The sequence below is a fragment of the Rhizobium sp. SVR5-2C genome (assembly GCF_056755115.1).
In genome coordinates, this window is record NZ_JBNDHT010000675.1 from 1 (window position 1) to 229 (window position 229).

At 55.9% G+C, this 229-nt stretch carries 1 pseudogene; it reads left to right on the forward strand.

Annotated features, from left to right (window positions below):
- Positions 1 to 205, forward strand: a pseudogene (locus tag ACPYOI_RS37335) (hypothetical protein); the annotation flags it as partial.
- Between the last annotated feature and the right edge of the window lie 24 nt (positions 206 to 229).

Sequence of the window (229 nt, forward strand, 5' to 3'; positions counted from 1 at the left end):
GGGGGGGGGGGGGAGGGGTGGTTCTGATGCAAAAAACATCACGACCGCACGTTGGCGACCAGCGGACTTCTGTCAGTTTTCCCCTAATGCCGCCGCAGTCACAAGCCTGCTGGAATATACTGGATTTGCCGATATCGTTCGTCTCAAACCCACGGCAAGCGGGCTTGAAAGGCGCTACTACGATCTGTCTCTTATACACATCTGACGCTGCCGACGACTAGTCGAGTGT